The sequence below is a fragment of the Paenibacillus sp. genome, from assembly GCF_035645235.1.
Taxonomy (GTDB): domain Bacteria; phylum Bacillota; class Bacilli; order Paenibacillales; family YIM-B00363; genus Paenibacillus_AE.
This window is the reverse complement of record NZ_DASQMZ010000130.1, coordinates 1-19,468: the sequence shown is the minus strand read 5'-3', so window position 1 is coordinate 19,468 and position 19,468 is coordinate 1. Positions and strand designations below refer to the sequence as shown.

Below are 19,468 nucleotides of genomic sequence, written 5' to 3'. Positions count from 1 at the left end.
CACACGTCGCACGTTTCGGTGCGGGGGATCGTAATGTCCATCTCCTTGCCGAAGACGGCTTCCTTAAATTCAATATGCATCTGATACTCGAGATCGGCTCCGCGCTGCGGCGCGTTCGGATTGCGCCGGCCGCCGCCGCCGAAAAACATGTCGAAGATATCGTTAATGCCGCCGCCGAAATCCGCGCCGCCGCCAAAGCCCCCGAAGCCGCCCTGGTTCGGGTCCGCGTGGCCGAAGCGGTCGTAGTTCGCCCGTTTCTGGTCGTCGGACAGGACGTCGTACGCTTCTTTCGCTTCCTTGAATTTGTCGGCCGCGTCCGGCGCCTTGTTCACGTCGGGATGGTATTCCCGCGCGAGCCGGCGGTACGCCTTCTTGATTTCGTCCGCGGATGCCCCCTTCTGAACCCCGAGCACCTCGTAATAGTCACGTTTCGCCACTTCTCACCCCTCCAAAGGTAAACGGCTTCGCCCTCCGATTCGGACGGCCCCCGTTTACCGAGACGATTCAGGTGTTTCTTTCGCAGGATATACGTGCTGAATCGTCGAAGTACATCGAAGCCCAAGCGCGCTTGGGCTTCGATCTACAGCATCATCCCGATTTACTTATCCTTATCGTCAACCACTTCGTAGTCTGCGTCGACGACATTGTCCTTCTTCGCCGAACCGCCCGCATCCGCGCCGGCCCCGGCCGCGCCCGCTTGCTGCTGTGCGCCCATCTGCTCGTAGAGCTTCACGGACAGCTGCTGCACGATGCCGGACAGCTGCTCGGTCTTCGCCTTAATGTCGTCGATATCGCTGCCCTCGAGCGACTTTTTGAGCGCTTCCTTCGCTTCCTCGGCCTTCTGAATTTCGGAAGCGTCCACCTTGTCGCCGAGATCCTTGATCGTCTTCTCGACCGTATAGACGAGCTGATCCGCATTGTTGCGCACTTCGACGAGCTCCTTGCGCTTGCGGTCTTCCTCCGCGTTGCGCTCGGCTTCCTTCACCATCTTGTCGATCTCCTCGTCGGTGAGGCCGCTCGAGGACGTGATCGTAATCTTCTGGCTCTTGCCCGTGCCCTTATCCGAGGCGCTGACGTTCACGATGCCGTTCGCGTCGATATCGAACGTCACCTCGATTTGCGGGATGCCGCGCGGCGCCGGCGGAATATCGCCGAGGATGAAGCGGCCGAGCGTCTTGTTGTCCGCCGCCATCGCGCGCTCGCCTTGCAGCACATGAATTTCGACGGACGTCTGGTTGTCCGCGTACGTCGAGAACACCTGCGACTTGCTTGTCGGAATCGTCGTGTTCCGGTCGATCATCTTCGTGAACACGCCGCCGGCCGTCTCGATGCCGAGGGAGAGCGGAGTCACGTCCAGCAATACGACGTCCTTCACGTCGCCCGTCAATACGCCTGCCTGCACCGCCGCGCCGATCGCGACGACTTCGTCCGGATTGACGCCCTTATACGCTTCCTTGCCGATCAGCTTCTTCACGGCTTCCTGTACGGCCGGAATACGCGTCGAACCGCCGACAAGAACGACCTTGTCGATCTTGTCTGCCGAGAGGCCCGAGTCCTGCAGCGCTCGGCGCGTCGGCCCCATCGTACGCTCGACGAGATCCGCGGACAGCTCCTCGAACTTCGCGCGGGTCAGGTTCATCTCAAGGTGCTGCGGCACGCCGTCGACGACCGTAATGAACGGCAGCGAAATCGTCGTCGTGAGCACCGTCGAAAGCTCTTTCTTCGCCTTCTCCGCCGCGTCCTTCAGACGCTGCACGGCGGCTTTGTCCTTGGACAGGTCGACGCCCTGCTCCTTCTTGAATTCGGCGACCAGGTGATTCATGATCACTTCGTCGAAGTCGTCGCCGCCGAGCCGGTTGTCGCCGCTCGTCGCCTTCACCTCGAACAAGCCGTCGCTCAGCTCCAGGATCGAGACGTCGAACGTGCCGCCGCCGAGGTCGAACACGAGAATCGTCTGATCTTCGCTCTTCTCGAGGCCGTAGGCGAGCGCCGCCGCCGTCGGCTCGTTCACGATGCGAAGCACTTCAAGGCCCGCGATTTTGCCCGCGTCCTTCGTCGCTTGGCGCTGCGAATCGTTGAAATACGCCGGCACCGTGATGACCGCCTGCGTAACGGACGTGCCGAGGTATTCCTCCGCGTCCGCCTTCAGCTTCTGCAAAATCATCGCCGAAATTTCTTGCGGCGTATATTCTTTGCCGTCGATCGTCGTTTTGTGGTTCGTGCCCATGTGGCGCTTGATCGAGATGATCGTGCGCTCCGGGTTCGTTATCGCCTGGCGCTTCGCCGTCTCGCCGACGATGCGCTCTCCGTCCTTCTTAAAGCCTACCACGGACGGCGTCGTCCGGTTGCCCTCGCGGTTCGGAATGACGACCGCCTCGCCGCCTTCCATCACGGCTACGCAAGAGTTGGTCGTCCCGAGATCGATGCCGATCACTTTACTCATAACGAGTTCCTCCTTAAAGTTCCTATGTTCTATGTGTGTGAAGATGATTCCGCCGTCTCGTTATTCGGTGACCTTCACCATCGACGGGCGAATGACTTTCTCTTTCAGCATATATCCCTTCTGCAGCTCTTCCACGACGATGCCGGACGCTCCGCCTTCCTCCGCGGGCACCTGCATGATCGCCTGGTGCAGCTCGGGGTTGAACGGCTGGCCGACCGCCTCGATCGCCTTCAGGCCTTCGCCTTCGAGCAAAGCGGCGAGCTGCCGTTGAATCATCTCGACGCCCTTCGCGAGCGACTCGAAATCGCGCTGTTCGCGGCTTGCGGCCACGGCCCGGTCGAAGTTGTCGACGATCGGGAGCAGCCCCTCGATCAGCTTCTGCGATGCGTATTTCGCGAATTCTTCCTTCTCCGTGCGGGCGCGCCGACGGAAATTATCGAAGTCGGCTTGCGTGCGCAAATACCGTTGGTAATGCTCCTCCGCGGCAAGCTTCAGCGCCTCCACCTCCGAAGCGCCTGCGTCTTGCGCGGGCTCCGCCTCGACCGGCTCCGCGTTCGCCGCGGCGTCGACCGCCTCCTCCGGCTCCCCAGTCGCCGGGTTTTGATTCTCCATCTCCTGTTTCATGCGCTCCTCACCTCCTTATCATCTCCAGTATGCCCTTGCGCCGATAGGCGGAAACGCGCGAAAGAACGCGGCAAAAAGCAGGAGACGAAACGCCTCCTGCGCATCGACCGACGTTATCGGACCCAGCGGGACAAACTGTTCGTCAAATCCTTCGTGAACAAGTCGAGGACGGCGATCACCTTCCGGTAATCCATCCGGGTCGGGCCTAAAATGCCGATCGAGCCGACCGGCTGACCGTCGATCGAATACGACGCGGTAATAATGCTGCAATGGTTGATCGCTTCCAAGCTGTTCTCGCCGCCGATCTTCACTTGAATGCCGGCCGGCGTCGCCGAGAAGACGCGAAGCATCGTATCGGTTTGATCGAACAGATCCAGAATCGTCTTTACCTTGTCGACGTCCTTAAACTCCGGCTGCGTCAGCATGTTCGTCGCTCCGCCCAAATACAGCCGGTCGGATTCGTCCCCTTGCAGCACCGACTCGACGACGCGAATCAAGTCCTCGTAGCCGGCTACATGCTTGCTGAGCTCGGTGACGAGCTCCGTGTACATCTTCGAGCGCAGCCGGTAAAGCGGTACGCCCTTTAATTTCGCGTTCATCACGTTAACGAACTTCTCGATCTCGTTGACCGGCACGCCTTCGGGAATCGACACGGTGCGATTCTCGACATGGCCGGTGTTCGTCACGATGATCGCGACGGCGGAGCGTTCGTTCAGCGGAATGAGCTGAAGCGACGCAAGCGTCGTCTTGTACGTCTCCGGGCCGAGCACGATCGCCGTATAATTCGTGAGGCTCGAGAGAATCGACGCGGCGTGCTGGACGACGCCTTCGACCTCTTGAATTTTGCTCTCGAAGAACGCCTTGATCGATTCCTTCTCGACCGGCGACAGCGAGCCCGGACTCAGCAGGTGATCGACGTAGTAGCGATAGCCCTTGTTCGAGGGAATGCGCCCCGCGGACGTATGCGGCTGCTCGAGAAACCCGAGCTCCTCGAGATCCGACATCTCGTTGCGGATGGTGGCGGCGCTGTACCCGACGTCCCCTCGCTTCGAGATGCTTCGCGAGCCGACCGGCTCCGCGGAACGAATATAATCGTCGACGATGGCCGACAAAATCATCTTCTGACGTTCGGATAACAAAACGCAACCCTCCCCGGTCGTCGTCGTGATTAGCACTCCATATCGATGAGTGCTAACTACTCCAAACATACCGAATCGGGAGGGTCGTTGTCAAGTCAATCTAGCCGTTTCAGCACGGCGATTTCGTCGCAATTATGCTGCTTCTTGCAGTGGATGCAGTCTCGCCAAACCTTTTCCGGAAAAATCTCTTTATTGACGATCGAGAAGCCGTTCCGTTCGAAGAAATTCACCGCGTACGTAAGCGCCATCAGCTTCGGAATGCCCTGCGCCCTCGCCTGACGCTCGAGCAGCTCGACGATCTTGTTTCCGATGCCTTGGCCTTTATACTGGGGGTCTAATCCGAGCGAGCGGATTTCCACCAAGTCCGGACCGAGCCGAAGCAGCGCGCCGCAGCCGACCAACCGGCCGTCGACCTCGGCCACGACGAACGTATCGATCTGCTCCCGGAGCATCTCTTTCGTCCGAGGCAGCATAATGCCGGTCGTCGCGTAGCTTTGAATCAATTCGTATAGAAAATCGACGTCGTCGATCGTCGCCTCCCGGCATACCGCGGTTTGGATCACGGCGCATCCCACCATCCGTAGAGAATATGATTGAATAAATATACAACAAAATGAATAGGGCTACAATACGCTTCGAATAAAAAAGATTCCCTGCACAACGTAACATACGCTGTGAGGGAATGCTTTGCGTGGGTCTTCCGGAAAACGGGACATAAATCAGGCGGACATCCCCGCGCCGAGGAACGCGCCGAACGCTTCGTTGCCAAGCAGGATGCCGTCCCGCGTCAAACGCCAGCCGATCGGCGTCGGCTCCAGCAGCCCTTGGCGCTGCAGCCGCTCGAGGGTCGGACCGAAGACGGCCTCGAGCTCGCGGCCGAATTGGGCGAGGAAGTCGTCCCGGTCGACGCCGCGCAACAGCCGAAGGCCGACCATCATAAAATCCTCCATCGCCTCGGCCTCGCCGACCTCGTACCGCTCGAGCGTCGGGAGCCCTTCCTTCGTCGCGTCGATGTACGGCTGAATTCCCTTGACGTTGACGTGGCGCGCGCCGCGGACGTATCCGTGCGCCCCCGCGCCGAGGCCGTAATAGCTCTCGTTCCGCCAGTAGACCGTATTGTGCTTGCTCTCGAAGCCCGGCTTCGCGAAGTTGCTGATCTCATACTGCTCGTACCCGGCCTCGCGAAGGCGGTCCATGATGAGACGGAACATCTCCACCTCGTCCTCCTCCTTCGGCAGCGGGAGCTCGCCCCGCTCGTACAGCGTATGGAACAGCGTGTTCTCTTCGACCTTCAGGCTGTAGATCGAATGATGCGGCAGCCGCAGCTCGAGCGCTCGATCGAGCGTCTCGCGCATCTGCGCGATCGTCTGATTCGGGAGGCCGAAGATCAGGTCGATCGACACGTTGTCGAAGCCGGCCGCCCTCGCGTTGTCGACGCTGCGGTACACGTCGTCCACCGAGTGGATGCGGCCGATCGCGTGCAGGAGACCGGCGTCGAACGACTGCACGCCGAACGACAGCCGGTTGACCCCGCCCTCCTTCATCGCCTGCAGCTTCTCGAGGTCGGTCGTGCCCGGATTCGCCTCCATCGTGAATTCGTAATCCGGCGCCACCCCAGGGAAGTACGCCTTCACCGAGCGCAGAAACCGCTCCATCTGGTCCGGCGTCAGCACGGTCGGCGTGCCGCCTCCGACGAATATGGTTCGGATTCGTCCCGGCGGCGTCGCCTTCGCCGTCGCCTCCATCTCCCGCTCCAGCGCGTCGAGATATTCGTGCACCGGCTGCCCCTTCAATACATAAGAGTTGAAGTCGCAGTAATGGCACTTGTTCGTGCAAAACGGGATATGAATGTATACCGCTTCCGGCGTTTCGTTTCTTTGTCGCATGCGTGCGTACACCTCCTATCGCGCCGCGCCCGCGGAAATGCGGCGCCCCGGCGTCGTTGCCGCCGGGGCGTGTCGCGTCTATTCGTCGATCTTGAGCACCGCCATGAACGCCTCCTGCGGCACCTCGACCGAACCGACCTGCTTCATTCGCTTCTTGCCTTCTTTTTGCTTCTCGAGCAGCTTGCGCTTCCGCGAAATATCGCCGCCGTAGCATTTGGCGAGGACGTTTTTGCGCATCGCCTTCACCGTCTCGCGCGCGATGACCTTCTGGCCGATCGTCGCCTGAATCGGCACTTCGAACATTTGGCGCGGGATGATGTCCTTGAGCTTCTCGCACAAAATTTTGCCGCGGTTGTATGCGTTATCCCGGTGCACGATGAACGAGAGGGCGTCGACCTTTTCGTTATTGAGCAGAATGTCCATCTTCACGAGGTTCGACCGCTTGTACCCGGACACCTCGTAATCGAACGACGCGTAGCCCTTCGTGCGAGACTTCAGCTGGTCGAAGAAGTCGTAGACGATCTCCGACAGCGGAATGTCATAAATAAGCGTGACGCGCGTCGCGTCGAGGTACTGCATGTCGATGAAGTCGCCGCGCTTCGTCTGGCAGAGGTCCATAATCGCCCCGACGAAATCCTTCGGCACGATGACGGAAGCTTTGACGTAAGGCTCCTCGATATGGTCGATCTTCTGCTGCTCCGGCATGTTGGCCGGGTTGTCGATGCTCATGACGGACCCGTCTGTCAGGTGCACCTTAAACACGACGCTCGGCGCGGTCGTCAGCAGCGGGATATTGAACTCGCGCTCGATGCGCTCCTGGATGATTTCCATATGCAGGAGGCCGAGGAAGCCGCATCGGAAGCCGAAGCCGAGCGCTTGCGACGTCTCCGGCTCGTATCGCAGCGACGCGTCGTTCAGCTCAAGCTTCTCGAGCGCCTCGCGCAGCTCCGCATAGTCGGACGTCTCGATCGGGTACAGTCCGCAGAACACCATCGGGTTGATGCGCCGGTAGCCGGGCAGCGGCTCGGCGACCGGGCGCTTCGCGTCGGTAATCGTATCGCCCACCCGCGTATCCTTCACGTTCTTGATGCCCGCCACGACGAAGCCGACGTCGCCGGCCCGCAGCTCGTCCACGCTCGCCATCTTCGGACGGAACGCGCCGACCTCGATGACCTCGAATTCCTTCTCGGTCGCCATAAAGCGGATTTTCGAGCCAGCCTTGATCACGCCGTCCATGACGCGCACGTACACGATAACGCCCTTATAGGGATCATAGTGAGAGTCGAAAATGAGCGCCTTCGTCGGCAGGTTCGAGTCGCCCTTCGGCGCCGGCACTTTCTTTACGACCTGTTCGAGAATGTCCTTAATGCCGATGCCGGCCTTCGCGGACGCCAGCACCGCTTCGCTCGCGTCGAGGCCGATGACGTCCTCGATTTCCTGGCGGATGCGCTCCGGCTCCGCGCTCGGCAGGTCGATCTTGTTGATGACCGGCAAAATTTCTAAATTGTTGTCGAGCGCGAGGTACACGTTCGCCAACGTCTGCGCCTCGATGCCCTGCGCCGCGTCGACGACGAGCAGCGCGCCTTCGCAGGCCGCCAAGCTTCGGGACACCTCGTACGTGAAGTCGACGTGCCCCGGCGTGTCGATCAAGTTAAGCGTATATACCTCGCCGTCGTCCGCTTTATATTGAAGCCGGACGGCTTGCAGTTTAATCGTTATGCCGCGCTCCCGCTCCAGGTCCATCTGGTCGAGCAGCTGTTCCTGCATTTCGCGTTGCTGCACCGCGCCCGTGTATTCCAGGATACGGTCGGCAAGCGTCGATTTCCCATGGTCGATATGGGCGATGATACAGAAGTTGCGAACCTTGCTTTGCCGCGAATCCATCGTAGACATAAGTCACCCCGTCGAAAATTGCCGTACATCCTCACTATTATAGCAATAGAGGGAGGATTGGGCAAAGATCGATTGCGCATGCTCAATGCATGACGGCGCCGAAGACGTCGGCGATAAAACGGATCGCGCCCTGCGCGACGTACCGGAGCGCGTCGCCGAGACCGAGGGAGACGCGGTTGACGAGGCTCGAGCGAGCGGCGGCGGCGTCCGGGGGCGCGGCGGAGGAGGATACGGCGTCGGACGGGGGCGGGTTTTCGCCCTCTTCCGCCGGCAGCGCCGTCTCTGGCGGCGCCGTCGTCGCCCGCTCCGCGCCGGCGCCGTCCGCGCGCGGCTCGGCGTCGGCCCCGGCCGCCGGGCGCGCTCCGACGGCCGTCCCTTCGACGCGTTCGATGCCCGATGCGGCGAGCTCGACGCCGAGGAAGACGCACACGGCTAGCAGCGCAGCGAACAACGCCGCTTTGCCCGTTTTCGAATCCATGCCGAGACCTCCCTTTCTCTTCTTCTTCGCCATCTCGTTACTGCGCGGCCGCCGGCGTCGTCCCGCCGGCCGGTTCGGCGTTCGCCTTCACGGCGTCCTTCGCCAGCTCCGCCACGATCGACGCCAGCGCGTCGATCGTTCGATAGCTCTCTTCGAGCGTGTTGTCGACGCCGCCGATTTCGACGAGCACGCTGCCCTTCGACAACGATTGGTTGTACTCCCCGTGCCCGTGCTTCGCGCCCTTCGTCAGGATGCCCTTGGACACGCCGGGCAGCGCCGCTTCCATCTTCTCGTGAATGCGCTGCGCCAGCGCTTCGTTGTCTTTCCAGTTCGGATTGCCTTGTCCGACGATAAAATACAGCTTCGCGTAATCGGCGCCGTCGATCGTGATCGTCGTCGAATCCCGGCGGGACGAATCCCGATGAATATCGAGCAAATACACCAAATCCTCGTGGACGGCGAGCGCCTCTTTCACGGTCGTTTTCGAATATTTGTAGGAGTAGTTGTAATTAAAGTTCGGCACCGCGGTATTGTAGTCCGTCCCGGAATGGACGGCGCCGACGCCGTCCTCCTCGAGCCGCTGCCGCAGCCGCTCGCCGAGCAGCGAGACGTTGACGCTCTCGTCGAACGCTTCGTTCGGCCGGTCTTTGGCGGTGCCCCGAAGCTCCGGCAGCCAGGATTCCCGGTTATGGGAATGATAGATGAAGACGAGCTTTCGATCCGTCCGAGCGGCCTCTGGCGACGCTGCCCCGGTCTTCGCGGACTCGGCCGGCGGAATCGCGGGTGCAGTCGCCGCGGCCGGGACCGCCGCATCGGCGCCGACAACGGATTCGGCGGCTTCGTCCGACGGGGCGGACGTTTGCTCCGCCGCCGCTTCCGAGCTTGTCCCCTGCGACGAGACGACGGATTCCTTTTCCGACAGCAACAACGTATCTCCCAGCCCGCTTCGCGCGCCCGGCAAGTCCAGCGAAACGTTCGCCAACACCGCGCCGGAAACGACGGCGGTCGCGCCGCCGAGGGACAGCTTGGACGACGCCGAGTTCGAGCTCGCGAGGCCCGCCGCGCCGACCGCGACGCAAGCCGTTACCAACGCGGTCGCAAGACGCATGCTCCATCGATTCATGTGGGTTCCTCCTCCGCCGCGCGGTGGCGCGGTCTCTCAATCTACTGATATTCCTACTCTATGAGCGGAACGAGAGAATAGAACCGGAGGCGGCAAAAAGCGCGGCGACGGAGAAGGCCGTCCGCCGCGCGGGCAGAATTACGCTTAGTGCGTGTATGCCGATACGTTATTCGTGTCGACCGCGTCGTGCAAGGCGGCGTTGAGGCCGCTCGCGATAATGTTGGCGATGTCCTCGATGAATTGATCGATTTCCTTCGGCGTCACGAGCAGATCGTGCCCGAGCGGATCGAGCACCTCGCGCACCATGCCGAGCCGGTCCTGCTCCGTCATCGCCGGCAGCATGCCGAGGATCGCGTTCGTATGCTCCGTCTGCTTGCCGAAATTTTGCGCAAGCATCTCGATCGTCGAGTTTACGATCGTCGAAGCGTAGACGACCGTAGGTACGCCGATCGCGATGACCGGCACGCCGAGCGACTCCTGCGTAATCCCCTTGCGTTTGTTGCCGATGCCCGAGCCCGGGTGAATGCCGGTATCGGCGATTTGGATCGTCGTGTTCACGCGCTCGAGCGCCTTCGAGGCGAGCGCGTCCACCGCGATGACGACGTCGGGCTTCGACTTCTCGACGATGCCCTGCACGATTTCGCTCGTCTCGATGCCCGTAATGCCGAGCACGCCCGGGGCGACGGCGCTCACCTGACGATAGCCCGGCGCGACTTGATCCGGCATGAGCTCGAAATAATGGCGAGTGACCATGACGTTCTCCACGACGATCGGTCCGAGGGCGTCCGGCGTCACATTCCAGTTGCCGAGCCCGACGATGAGCACTTTCGACTCCTTCGTAATGCCTGCCTTCGCAAGATACGCTTCGAAATGCTTCGCGAACAACGTCGCCACCCGATCTTGCAATTCCGTATCCTTCGTTCGAAGACCCGGCACCTCGATCGTCAAGTAATGCCCCGGACGTTTGCCGAGCGCCTGGGCGCCTTGCTCGGTCGAGATATCGATTTTCGTAATCGTAACGCCCTTCTCCTCCGTCGTCTCCATTTCGACGCCGGGGATCGGCTGCCTTCCGCCCTGCGAGGCCATCTCCCGCGCTTCGACGGCGAGGTCGGTGCGGACCGAGTACGCGCTTAAATCCAAAGCCATGCTGTATGCACGCTCCTTTCCCTATGTACGCATAGCCGTAGTGTGCTGCGGAGCGGCTCCGCTTATGCAATCTTTAAGCGCGGGAGAAGGCCGGAATGGAAAACAGTTGCTTTTTCGAATCGCCCGCGCTATAATATGAAAAGTTGACTTTGGAACACCCTGCCCGGTTGTCAATCAAGGAGGTGAAACGACATGCCTAACATTAAATCCGCTGAGAAGCGCGTGAAACAAAGCGAGAAGCGCCGCGTTCGCAACGCTTCCCAGAAATCCGCGCTGCGCACAGCTGTGAAAGCGGCGGAGACGGCTCTTACGCAGACGGACGTGGAGAAGGCAAAGGAAGCCCTCCTGAACGCAACCAAGAAGCTGGACAAGGCGGTCACGAAGGGATTGCTTCATAAGAATGCCGCTGCCCGCAAGAAGTCCCGCCTCGCGAAGAAAGTGAACGAGCTTTCCGCGCAAGCGTAACGTGTATCGTAAGCAGTCATCGTACGCATGAAAGCCTCCGACCAATCGGTCGGAGGCTTTTTTCGTTGAGGGGCCGTCGGCCGTCGGACGCCGGGCCGGGGGCGGCGCCCATGCCGTTACCGCGCCGCAGCGGCCGCCGCGCCGAGCCGCAAAATAAAAAGCTCGAGCCCGAGCGCCTTGTCCACGGCCCCCGTCTTCATAGCATAGTCGAGATCCCCCAGCTCCAGCAGGAGCCGCTCGAGCGTCTCCGCGCGAAACCGCTTCGCTTGCTCGGCCGCGATCTTCACCGCATAAGGGTGCGCGCCGATCTGCGAGGCGATCTGCGATTGCGAGAACCCTTGCTTCGTCAGTTCCTTCGCCCCGAGCATCATCCGGAACTGGCGGGCGATCAACGCAAGCAGCTTGATCGGCTCCTCCTTCTCCTTCAGCAGGTCGTGGTACATCGAGATCGCCCGCTCCGGCCGAAGCTTGGCGATTTCCTCGACCAACAAGAACACGTTCTGCTCCGTCGTGCGTACGGCCAGCGCCTCCACGTGCTCGACGCGAATCGCGTTCCCCTTCCCGACGTAAAGCGACAGCTTCTCCATCTCCGACGCCAGCGCCGCGCAGCTTCCGCCTACCCGCGCCAACAGCGCCTCGATCGCATCCGGCTCGATGCGTACGCCCCGGCCGGACGCCTTCTTCGCGACCCATTGCTGCAGCTCCGCAGGTCCTAGCGGCGCGAACGGCAGCACGACGGCGGCGCTCTTCAGCGTTTTTACGATTTTTTTGCGCTCGTCGAGCTTCTCCGCGGGCACCGTCAGCACCAGCGTCGCATGCTCCGCCGGCGCGGCGGCGTATCGCTGCAGCGCGTCGACGTTATGCTCCGCGCGCGACGGGTCGCGACCGCCAGTCAAGAAATAAGCGCCGGAGGCGATCACGAGCTTGCGCGGCGACAGGAACGGCAGCGTCTCCGCATCCTCGATCGCCGTCTCCAGCGGCGTATCCGCCAGGTCGTATTTGCTGAGGGCGAAATCTTTCGTATCGGGGTCGAGGCAGGACGCGACCAGCAGGTCGAGCCATTCCCCCATTACGTACCCCTCCGCGCCGTGCAATATGTACATCGGCCGGACGGTCCCTTGGGACCATTCTCGAGCGGCTTGCTTGTAATCCATGGCTAACGTACCTCGTTTCGCGACGAATGCGGATAACTCCGTACTCCATCGTAAAACAACAAAGGGACCGCGTCAAAGCTTTACGCTTCGAGGCGCGATCCCTTCGTCCCCATTCACATCTATATAAACGCCTGGAAGAAGACCTAGGACCCTTCTTCCACAGCGGATATATCGGCGGCTGGGACCTTTCTCTGTTGCAACATCATACGCGCGGCGCGCGGAAAGTGTGCATCCGTCAGTCGATTTCCGTCTCCGTCCCCGTCGCCGCGTCGATGGCGAACGTACGGACGCCGCCCGGGGACGTGACCGTATACTCGATCGTCGTGCCCTTCCAGCCCGAGAGTTCGACCTTCGTGCCGTTCGACGCCCAGGTATACGCGGAGACATAGTCGCCATCGCCATCGAGACGATCGACGACGACGACGAGTCCCCCGTCGGCCGTCGGCTGCACCGAAGCGGCATAGGCGCCGTCGTCGGACAGGAGCGCCGGCGCGCCGTACTGGTCGACCGCCTTCGCGTCTTCCTCCGACACGGGGTCGCCCGTGAGGCCGTAGCGCGCCTCGGCCGGCTCGGAGCCGGCATTCTTCGGCGCGAGCGCTTCCGCCGGCGCTTCGTCCGCCGCGACGACGCCGCCGCCTTGCATCCCATGCACCGACTCGGCCGGCGCCGGCTCCCCGGCCGGTACCGGCTCGCTGTTCGGCGCTTCGGCGACGCCGACGTCGCCGCCGGTCTTCGCGTCCCCGGCTTCCGCTCTCGGCGTGGGCTCCGGCGCCGCGTCGGGCGCGTCCGACACCGAGGCGTTCGGGTCCGCCGTATCCGCGGCGGGCGCCGCTTCCATCGCCGCCGGGGCTTCCGGCGCCGCATCGCGCTTCAACGCCGAGTCCGCCATATTCGCCGAGGCTTCCTCCTTCGACATCATCAGGCCCATCTCCGCGCTGCCCGCGCTCGAAGACTCCGAGCGCGTCGCGACGTCGCCGAACGAATCGGTCAGGCCGTTCACCACGAGCACGCCGAGCACCGCCGCCGCCGCCGCGAAGCCGCCGTAGCGGACGAAGCCGCCACGAGCGTACCAAGGCCGCGAAGCCGAACGCTTCGCCGCGCGGCTCGTCGCTTCGAGCGTCGGGGTCGCCTCGCCGGACGCCGCGTCGATCTGCTGCAGCCGCGGCATAATCGCGTCGACCAAGCTGAACGCCGGCACGACCTTCGGCAGGTTGGCGAGATCCTGATCGATCCGCGCGAGCCGTTCCATCATATCCGCGCAATCGGAGCAGCCTTCCAGATGCTCGTGCATGCGCTTTTGCTCTTCGCTATTTAAATCGCCGTCCAGGTGCCGTTGCATATAATCCATCACCTCTTCGCAAGTCATCACCGTACACCACCTTTCTGATACTCGCTAAGGAGTGTTTGTAACTGTCGTCTCGCCCGGAATAGATACGACTTTACTGTGTTTAAAGGCAATCCCAACGAGTCCGCGATTTCGGTATAGGAAAAGTCCTGCAAATACCGAAGCACGACGACGGTCCGGTGATGCTCGGGCAGGCGATCGATCGCCTCCCGTATATCCTTCGCCGCGTAGGAAGCCATGACTTCCTCCTCGACGTTATTATCCGTCGGGAATACCATCTCATGCTCATCGATCGAAACCGTCGCTTTCGCGCGGCGGAACTTATCGATGCAAATGTTCGTGACGATGCGCTGCACCCACGTTTTAAACTGGGCCTTTTCCTCGTAAGAATCTATCTTCGTATAAATGCGGATGAGCGCTTCTTGCGCCGCATCCATGGCATCCTGTTCGTTATTCAAGATGTAGTATGCCGTTCGGTAGACATGCGTTTCAATCTCGCGCAGCAGCGCGATTAGGGCGTCGCGATCGCCCGATTGAGCGGCTCTGATCAGATTTTGCTCCACCAAGATGGGCTCCCCCTTTCTTGCATCCTTACAGACGCGCCTTGCGAAAATAATGTTGCACCATTACGATTCTACTCTATCGAAGATTTTCTGACTACGGCCGCCTCGACGCGATTCGGGCCGTCCGGGATAGCCGCGCGTTTGAGAACTACTTCCGTCCAATTCTTTACAAACCCGGGGGAAGGGGTCGAACCCGAAAACGCCGCCGATCGCTTGAGCGACCGGCGGCGCGTAATTTTCGGATTTCTGCTGCCTCACGTCAATTATTGGTTTTGCGAAACTTCGAAGCGATAGACGCCGGAGCCGACCGCAACGAGCCACCCGCCGTCGACCGGCTGCGCCGAGGCGACGCCCGATGCGCCGTCGAGGCGCTCGCCGGACTCGCGCACGGTCGCCCCTTCGGGTGCGGGAACGACAATGTCGGCCGTCGCGTTCGGCGGGATCGTCACCTCGAGCGTGAACGAACCGTCCTCGCCCTTCCGCCATGCCGAGCGAACCTCTCCGTACATCGTCTCCAGGCTCGCCTCCGCCCACGTCAGCCCTTCGCCCGGCTGCGGCCGCACGCGAACGTGCTTGTACCCGGGCCGCGATTCGTCCGTATCGATGCCGGCCACGACGCGGTACAGCCAATCCCCGATCGCACCGTACGCGTAATGGTTGAAAGAATTCATATCCTTGCTCCAGAAGCTGCCGTCCTCTTTAATACCGTCCCAATGCTCCCAAATCGTCGTCGCGCCCTTCGTCACCTGGTACAGCCAGGACGGATAGTCTTGCTGGAACAACAGCTTGTAAGCCGCGTCGTTGCGCCCGATCCTGCTTAGCACGTGATTCAAATACGGAGTGCCGACGAAGCCCGTCGTCAGATGGTATTTCGACTCTTCGAGCAACGATTCGAGCTTGCGAATCGTCCGCTCCCGCGCCTCGCCTTCGACGAGCTCGAACATGAGCGCGAGCACCGCGGCCGTCTGGGTCGGCACGGACAGCCGGCCCGTCGGCGTGAAAAACTCGTTCCGGAACGCGGCCACGACGCGTTCGTACAACGCGCCATAGGCAGCGGCATCCTCTTCCTTGCCCAAAACTTCCGCCGTCTTGCGCAAGAGGGAGGTAGAATACGCGTAAAACGCCGTAGCGATATAATCGCGGTCGGTCGCCCCGACGTAGCTGTCCGGCTTCGAGTCGAGCCCCAGCCAATCGCCGTAATGGAATCCGGTGTTCCACAAATATTCGTCGTCGCCTTGCGCGCGAATGTATTCCACCCATGCCTTCATACTGTCGTGTTGCTCTTCCAAGATGCGCTTGTCGCCGTAGCACAAATATATCGTCCACGGGCAAATGACCGCCGCGTCGCCCCAAGCGGACGACGAGTGAACCTCCGGGTCGAGCACGTCCGGGATGACGAACGGCACGCCGCCGTCCGGCATCTGATCGGCCCGTAGGTCGCGCAGCCACTTCGTAAAGAACGGCCCGATATTCGTCAAATATGCAGCCGTACGAATGAACATCTGCGCGTCGCCGGTCCAGCCGCATCGCTCGTCGCGCTGCGGACAGTCGGTCGGCACGTCGAGGAAGTTGCCCTTCTGTCCCCATTCGATGTTATGCTGCAGCTGGTTGACCAGCGGATCGGAGCAGGCGAAACGTCCGGTTCTGTCCATGTCGGTGTGCAGCACGACGCCGACGAAGTCGGCCGCGTTCGGGGACGGGCCGAAGCCGGTCAGCCGGACGTAACGAAAGCCTTGGAACGTAAAGCGCGGTTCGAACGTTTCCTTCTCGCCGCCCTTCAATATATAGCGTACGGTTTGCTTCGCGGCTCGCAAATTTTCCGTGTAGAAATTGCCTTCGCGATCGAGCACCTCCGCGTGCTCCAGCATCACCTCGTCGCCGGCTTCCCCCTGCACGGTAAACCGGACCCGCCCGACCATGTTTTGGCCGAAGTCGAGCACGACCTCGCCCGCCGGCGTCGTGAAGGAGTCGATCGGGGCAAGCTCTTGGATGCTCCTGACCGGATCATTCTCCTGCGCGACGAGCTCGTCATAGCCGTACGCCAGCGTCTCGACCGCCTCCCAATCGCCGTCGTCGAAGCCCGGCGAACTCCAGCCCGGTCGCTCGAGCCTCGCATCGTACGTCTCTCCGTGGTAAATTTCCGACATGAGGATCGGACTATGCCCCGCCTTCCAGCCGGCGTCGGTCGCGATCCGCTCGGTCCGGCCGTCCGCGTAGGCAATATGCAGCTCCAGCAGCAGCGCCCGGCGATCGCCGTAAATATTCCGCTGCCCCTTCCATGCGATATTTCCTTTATACCATCCATTGCCGAGCAAGGCACCGATCGCGTTTTCGCCGCTTTGCAGCAGCTCCGTCACGTCGTACGTTTGATACTGAATCCGGCTGCCGTAGCTGGTCCAGCCCGGCGCGAAGCAGGCGTCGCCCACTCTGCGGCCGTTCAGCTCGAGCTCGTACAAGCCGCGCGCCGTCGCGTAGATTCGCGCGGAAGTCACTTCGCCGTCGACGGCAAAGCCGCGGCGCAGCATCGGACACTGCTCCGGCTCCTCCGCGTCCGGCGACCCTTTCGGGGCGGCGATCCAGTTCGCCGTCCAAGCGGAAGACTCCAGCATGCCCGTCTCCCAAAAGCTCGTCTCGGACCACGGCGACGGTTCGCCGGCGCGGCTCCACGCCTGCACCCGGAAATAATAGCGCTTTCTTCTTTCCAAAATAAACGCCGGCAATTCGACGTGGACGCTCTCGTCCGATTCCACCTTGCCGGAATCCCAGATCGGCGATGCGAAGCCGTCGTCGGCCGCCACCTGAATGCGGTAAGCGGTTTGGAGCTCGCCCCGCTCGTCGGCGCTTAGCTTCCAGCTGATTCTCGGGCGCCTCACGTCGATCCCGAGCGGCTGCCGTCTGTATTCGCAACGAAGGTCGTATACCTGTACGCTCATGTTGAATCATTTCCTCCTTGACTCGAATCGGAAACCTGCCATATTTAATTATAAAAGCGTTCCGAACGAGATTTACCGGCGATGCGGACAACGTATCCCGCAAGAACGGACATTGCGGCGGAGGGGGCTCTTTACACGTGAAAAGACCGATCCATACGCTCCGGGGGGACGCCTACTTCCCTTCGTGGCTGCAGCTATTCGTGAATCGAAATGCCGAGAGCTTCGCATACCCGCTGCACGATCACGATTTCGTCGAATTCGTTTATATCTCCGAGGGCAAAGGCTTCCACCATATCGCCGACGGCGTGCAGCCGGTGCGCAAGGGCGATTTCTTCGTCATCCCGATCGGCGTCTCCCACGTCTTTCGCCCGACGGCGCCCGACCCGGCCGGCTCGCCGCTAGTCGTCTACAATTGCGTCGCCTCCGCCGACCTGCTCCTACGGCTCGGCCGATCCGCGATCGACCCGGATATCGCAGCGTACCTCGTCGCGCTGGCCGACACCGGCATGTCCGTCGTCTCGGGCACGGACGCGGACGGCGCCGTCGAACGGTTGTTTCTCGAGCTGCACCGCGAATTTATGCTGCCGGGAACAGGCTCTGCCGACCTGCTCTGCGCCTTGCTGCTGCGGTTGATCGTAACGCTCCGCCGGTCGACGTCGGCCGCCGCGAGCCGGTCCCGAGACGAAGCGTTCCCCTCCGAATTTTCCGCGCTGCTCGCCTACCTCGACCGCAACGCGCATCAGGAGCTGACGCTGGCGGAGCTCGCGGCGATCGGCCGATGGAGCGAAAGGCATCTTCGGCGGTTGTTTCTGCGCCATACCGGACAAACCTACTATCGGTATCTGCAAAACCTTCGCGTCCGCCGAGGCTGCGAGCTGCTTCGCACGACCGACTGGAAGGTGGGCGTCGTCGCGGAATCGGTCGGCTACAAAGATATCGACGCCTTCAACGCGACGTTCAAGCGAACGACGGGCGCCACGCCGAGCGAATACCGTCGCCGCGCGAAAGCGTTCGGCCCCGACGCGCCGTCGGACAAGCCGGAATGAAGACGCTGCGCCGCGGCAACATATTGCCGGCGCTTACCGCTCCAGCATCGTTCGAACCGAGATCGCGCCGGACTCGATCCGGAACTGCACCTCGCCGTGCGCGTCGGTGCGGAACGTGCGGACGCCGTAGCGGTCGAGCCGTTCGACGACCGTCGGATGCGGGTGGCCGTAGACGTTCGTCCGACCGACGGAAACGACCGCCGCCTTCGGACGCCACGCCTGAATCCACGCTTCGGTCGTAGACGTCTTGCTTCCGTGGTGAGCGATTTTGAGCACGTCTACCGTCGGGAAGCCGCCGCCGCTCAGGCCTCCTGCCGAGACGATACGCAGCTCCTCCGCGGCGCCGATATCCCCCGTAAACAGCAGCTTCCGCCCGTAGACGGTCAACAGAAACGCGAGGGATTGCTCGTTTTGCTCCGGCTCCACGCGCAGCCCGCCGCCGGCAGGCTCCGGATACAGCACGTCGATGCGCGTCGCGCCGTCGACGTCCCACCGCCAGCCCCGCGAGGCGGGGACGAGGGGAATGCCCTTGCGGATCGCCGTCCGATACAGCTTCTCGCTCGTCGCCCCCTCCTTCACGGTGCCGTTGAACACAAGGGCGCGCACCGGAATCCGCTCCAGCACCGCCTGCAGCCCGCCGATATGATCCGAGTCGGCATGCGTCACGAACACCGCGTCGAGCGCCTGTACGCCTCGCCGCTGCAAGAGGGGCACGACGACGTCGTCGCCGACCTCGAACGGGTCGCGCCTCGCTCTCCAGGCGTCCTCCGGCTTGCCGAAGCGCACCGTGCCCCCGCCGTCGATGAGCAGATGCTTTCCGGATGGCGTCCGAACGAGAATCGCGTCGCCTTGCCCGACGTCGATCACGGAGACGAGCGCGGCGCGATCGGCGACATTCGGCGCATAGGCGTATACGCATAAGACGACGAGGAGCGCGCCGCAAGAGGCGGCGACGGCGCGCCGGGCGCGCGCCTCGAGCGGCATCCGCCCGGACGCCGCCCGCGCCCCCGTCCATAGCAAGGCGAAATACGCCGCGATCCACCAGCCCGGCGGTGACGCCCAAATCGTGGAAGCCGCCTGGACGCTCGCTAGGCGGTCGACCGCCTCGAAACAGAGCGCGGTCAGCCGCTCCGCGGGGAAGGCCGCCGCCTTGGCGGCCGCTTCCGACGCGAACGACGCGAGCAGCGCGATCGAGCCGAGCGGCAGCACGGCGAGGCTGAATATCGGTAC

General features: G+C 62.0%; 17 protein-coding genes. 2 read left to right on the top strand and 15 right to left on the bottom strand.

Features of this window, described 5'->3' with window-relative positions; translation table 11 throughout:
- The 10 genes from VEZ38_RS12880 to gpr all read right to left on the bottom strand — a co-directional run.
- A partial coding sequence (locus VEZ38_RS12880; protein ID WP_324893989.1) for a DnaJ domain-containing protein occupies positions 1 to 437 on the bottom strand: 437 nt, incomplete at its 3' end.
- A 161-nt stretch (positions 438 to 598) separates the two neighbouring features.
- The gene (gene dnaK, locus VEZ38_RS12875) at positions 599 to 2,443 is read right to left on the bottom strand and encodes a molecular chaperone DnaK (RefSeq protein WP_324893985.1); all 1,845 of its coding nucleotides are present in this window, start codon (positions 2,441 to 2,443) and stop codon (positions 599 to 601) included.
- 60 nt (positions 2,444 to 2,503) lie between these two features.
- Entirely contained in the window at positions 2,504 to 3,067 is a 564-nt protein-coding gene (gene grpE / locus VEZ38_RS12870; RefSeq protein ID WP_324893983.1) for a nucleotide exchange factor GrpE, read from the bottom strand.
- 113 nt (positions 3,068 to 3,180) lie between these two features.
- On the bottom strand, positions 3,181 to 4,206 hold the full coding sequence (gene hrcA, locus VEZ38_RS12865) for a heat-inducible transcriptional repressor HrcA (protein ID WP_324893981.1): 1,026 nt from the start codon (positions 4,204 to 4,206) through the stop codon (positions 3,181 to 3,183).
- A gap of 95 nt (positions 4,207 to 4,301) precedes the next feature.
- A complete protein-coding gene (locus tag VEZ38_RS12860) occupies positions 4,302 to 4,784 on the bottom strand; it encodes an N-acetyltransferase (protein WP_324893979.1) in 483 nt (160 codons plus the stop codon).
- 141 nt (positions 4,785 to 4,925) lie between these two features.
- The gene (gene hemW, locus VEZ38_RS12855; RefSeq protein WP_324893977.1) at positions 4,926 to 6,092 is read right to left on the bottom strand and encodes a radical SAM family heme chaperone HemW; all 1,167 of its coding nucleotides are present in this window, start codon (positions 6,090 to 6,092) and stop codon (positions 4,926 to 4,928) included.
- 78 nt (positions 6,093 to 6,170) lie between these two features.
- Positions 6,171 to 7,985, bottom strand: a complete 1,815-nt coding sequence (gene lepA, locus VEZ38_RS12850) for a translation elongation factor 4 (protein WP_324893975.1) — start codon at positions 7,983 to 7,985, stop codon at positions 6,171 to 6,173.
- Positions 7,986 to 8,067: 82 nt separating this feature from the next.
- Positions 8,068 to 8,463: a hypothetical protein gene (locus VEZ38_RS12845; RefSeq protein ID WP_324893973.1), complete on the bottom strand. Its 396-nt coding sequence runs from the start codon at positions 8,461 to 8,463 to the stop codon at positions 8,068 to 8,070.
- Between the two features lie 37 nt (positions 8,464 to 8,500).
- Positions 8,501 to 9,586: a stage II sporulation protein P gene (gene spoIIP / locus VEZ38_RS12840; protein WP_324893971.1), complete on the bottom strand. Its 1,086-nt coding sequence runs from the start codon at positions 9,584 to 9,586 to the stop codon at positions 8,501 to 8,503.
- Positions 9,587 to 9,730: 144 nt separating this feature from the next.
- Entirely contained in the window at positions 9,731 to 10,732 is a 1,002-nt protein-coding gene (gpr, locus tag VEZ38_RS12835) for a GPR endopeptidase (protein ID WP_324893969.1), read from the bottom strand.
- Between the two features lie 192 nt (positions 10,733 to 10,924).
- Between gpr and rpsT the strand changes: the two genes are divergently transcribed.
- The gene (rpsT, locus tag VEZ38_RS12830; protein ID WP_324893967.1) at positions 10,925 to 11,197 is read left to right on the top strand and encodes a 30S ribosomal protein S20; all 273 of its coding nucleotides are present in this window, start codon (positions 10,925 to 10,927) and stop codon (positions 11,195 to 11,197) included.
- Between the two features lie 116 nt (positions 11,198 to 11,313).
- Here rpsT and holA read toward each other — a convergent pair whose 3' ends face one another.
- The 4 genes from holA to VEZ38_RS12810 form a co-directional block, all read right to left on the bottom strand.
- Positions 11,314 to 12,351 carry a DNA polymerase III subunit delta gene (gene holA / locus VEZ38_RS12825; RefSeq protein WP_324893965.1) on the bottom strand — a complete coding sequence of 346 codons (1,038 nt, stop codon included), beginning with the start codon at positions 12,349 to 12,351 and terminating at the stop codon, positions 11,314 to 11,316.
- Positions 12,352 to 12,586: 235 nt separating this feature from the next.
- Positions 12,587 to 13,717 (bottom strand): zf-HC2 domain-containing protein, encoded by a 1,131-nt coding sequence (locus tag VEZ38_RS12820; protein WP_324893991.1) that lies wholly within the window; start codon positions 13,715 to 13,717, stop codon positions 12,587 to 12,589.
- Positions 13,717 to 14,262, bottom strand: coding sequence for an RNA polymerase sigma factor (locus VEZ38_RS12815; RefSeq protein ID WP_324893963.1), 546 nt, complete (start codon positions 14,260 to 14,262; stop codon positions 13,717 to 13,719). Before VEZ38_RS12815 ends, VEZ38_RS12820 begins: the two co-directional genes overlap by 1 nt.
- A gap of 260 nt (positions 14,263 to 14,522) precedes the next feature.
- Entirely contained in the window at positions 14,523 to 17,192 is a 2,670-nt protein-coding gene (locus tag VEZ38_RS12810; RefSeq protein ID WP_324893961.1) for a glycoside hydrolase family 78 protein, read from the bottom strand.
- Positions 17,193 to 17,329: 137 nt separating this feature from the next.
- Here VEZ38_RS12810 and VEZ38_RS12805 point away from each other — a divergent pair, with 137 nt between their 5' ends.
- Positions 17,330 to 18,238, top strand: a complete 909-nt coding sequence (locus VEZ38_RS12805) for an AraC family transcriptional regulator (RefSeq protein WP_324893959.1) — start codon at positions 17,330 to 17,332, stop codon at positions 18,236 to 18,238.
- A 33-nt stretch (positions 18,239 to 18,271) separates the two neighbouring features.
- On the opposite strand, the gene VEZ38_RS12800 is transcribed toward VEZ38_RS12805, so the two are convergent.
- Positions 18,272 to 19,468 (bottom strand): ComEC/Rec2 family competence protein (locus VEZ38_RS12800; protein WP_324893958.1); only part of this gene is annotated, 1,197 nt, incomplete at its 5' end.